The sequence below is a fragment of the Shewanella sp. P1-14-1 genome (assembly GCF_001401775.1).
Taxonomy (GTDB): Bacteria; Pseudomonadota; Gammaproteobacteria; order Enterobacterales; family Shewanellaceae; genus Shewanella; species Shewanella japonica.
Genome location: NZ_LKTL01000056.1, coordinates 1 through 2487 on the forward strand (window position 1 = coordinate 1; position 2487 = coordinate 2487).

General features: G+C 37.2%; 2 protein-coding genes. One reads left to right on the forward strand and one right to left on the reverse strand.

The annotated features are described in order from the left end of the window. Positions 1 to 90: 90 nt before the first annotated feature. Complete coding sequence (locus AN944_RS20860; protein WP_055026569.1) at positions 91 to 441, reverse strand: hypothetical protein; 351 nt, start codon at positions 439 to 441, stop codon at positions 91 to 93. 330 nt (positions 442 to 771) lie between these two features. Between AN944_RS20860 and AN944_RS20865 the strand changes: the two genes are divergently transcribed. Beyond that, on the forward strand, positions 772 to 1728 hold the full coding sequence (locus tag AN944_RS20865; RefSeq protein WP_055026570.1) for an integron integrase: 957 nt from the start codon (positions 772 to 774) through the stop codon (positions 1726 to 1728). Positions 1729 to 2487 lie beyond the last annotated feature (759 nt).

Here is a 2487-nt window from a genome sequence, read left to right on the forward strand (position 1 = left end):
CCCTAATAATGGGCAAAAAATTGTTGGCTAAAATGTTGAGGAACGAAAACAGCCAACTGTTTTTTGTCCTTATTAATTAGCTTGTTAGGGTTACTTTTCATCAAAGCCTCTGAAGACTACTTCAATGAAGGAACCGATCTCATTGAAACCAACAAACCAATGCTTAAACTCTTCTTCTTTTGTGATTTCACCGCACTTGATTAAGCTTGCGATAAGCTCAGAGTTTTTGACTTCATAAACACAATCATCGCTTAAAGTTGAAACACTTAATTCATCACTGCTCACCATTTTGAAATGAGGAACATCAAAGAATTTCAGAGTGACACTTTCGTTGCTCCAATTCTTATAGTTAATGCTTAAATCAAATTTATTCCATTCAATCTTTGGATTCTCTTCACAATCAGCCGTAGATGATTTTAGATTGATAGATGCGACTTCCATTTCTCGGTAACCCTAACAGCTTATTATATAGCTGCTCGATAATGTTCCTGTTCAAATTAAACTTAGTAGCAACGATACTAAGCCAACCGACTGTTTATTATGAATAATAATTTTAGTTCCTATTAATTTATTCTATATCAACAGGGTAAAATCGAGCTTCTTAATGTAGAGGTCTCTACAATCTTTTGCTAAGTATCATTATTTCAATAACTTAACAGCATCTTAGAATTTTATCGAGCAAAGAACTATCATTTTTTGCTCACTTTTCTCGCAATTTTTCAAAAAAGAATTATAACTGTATATATATACAGTTATAATTAAGTAATTCCTATGAAGAAGCCAACTTTTATTGAAGCTATCAGAGAACAAATTAGGGTTCGCCATTATAGTTTGCAAACCGAGAAATCTTATCTCTACTGGGCGCGCTATTTCATCCGATATACCCAAATCAAAAATGCACGCGAATTAGCGCCCTCTCATATTGAGTCCTTCCTGTACTATTTAAGTAACCAACGTGGGGTTAGTGCTAGTACACAAAAACAAGCATTGTGTGCACTTGTGTTCGTATTTAAGCATGTTCTTGAAGTTAATACTGATAACCTCAATTTTCCTTATGCGAAAGCCCCTAGCCGTATCCCTCAAGTATTAGATGCTCAACAAGCCAAGCTCATCATTAACCTAATGAATGGTCAGTACAAAATGATAGCAAGCATCCTATACGGTAGTGGACTTAGGCTTAATGAAGCACTCAGTTTAAGAGTGAAAGATATTGATTTCACTCACCGTACAATTTTTGTTTTTAGAGGCAAGGGGCAAAAGGATCGAGTCTGCTTATTACCAGACTGCACTGTTGATAGTCTTGAGGAGCAAATTGAAAAAGTAAAAGGAATACATCATAAAGATATTAAAGCTGGTTTAGGCTTCACTTCATTGCCACCCTCACTGTTTAGAAAGTATCGGCAAAGCATTAATCAGTTTCACTGGCAGTATATATTCCCAGCTTCCCGCCTATGTGTTCACCCTATTGATGGCTATATTTGCCGTCATCATATTCATCCGTCTGCATTTGGCCGTGCATTAAGAATAGCAACAACACAGGCACAAGTAGCTAAACGAGTCACTGCACATACTTTCAGGCATTCGTTTGCAACTCAACTGCTACAACACGGAGCAGATATAAGAACCGTACAAGAGCAGCTTGGACATAAGGATCTTAAAACAACTCAGCTTTATACCCATGCGGCGGGTATCAACCAAACAGGTATAGTCAGCCCAATGGACAGATAAATGACTTAAAACCAGGAATTAATGTCATAGTGAAATGCGGCGGCATCTAGCTTCAGTGTTACTCTATATCAATATAAAAATGAAGTGAGCGACTTTAATTGGCGTTGCTCTTTCAATCATATTTTAATTAATTTTTGCTAAGTCGAAAGGCTATGAGCCAAAAGTTAACGAAATCAGACTTTAACTCACAATGTGGCATAAATGAGTTATATCCCCTACATTGATGCACTACAAACCTTTTAACTCTCTAATCAAATTCACTCAAATTCTAGAAAGCAAAAAAGCCCGCTACAAAATAGCGGGCTTCTCTAAATATGATTGAGAGATAAGGATTTGCCCCCTACATTGATGCGCTACAACCTGTTAAGTATATTCCGAAATAACTTAAAACCCAGAAAGCAAAAAGCCCGCTACAAAATATCGAGCTTTTCTAAATATGATTGAGAGATAGGGATTTGACCATTACATTGATGCGCTACAACCTGTTAAGTATATTCCGAAATAACTTAAAACCCAGAAAGCAAAAAGCCCGTCACTTTGCAGTAACGGGCTTTTCTAAATATGGCGGAGAGATAGGGATTTAAACCCTACATTCATGCGCTACAAACCTTTTAACTCTCTAAGCAAACTCACTCAAATTCTAGAAAGCAAAAAGCCCGCTACAAAATAGCGGGCTTTTCTAAATATGGCGGAGAGATAGGGATTTGAACCCTAGATGGGCTACAAACCCATGCCGGTTTTCAAGACCGGTGCATTCGA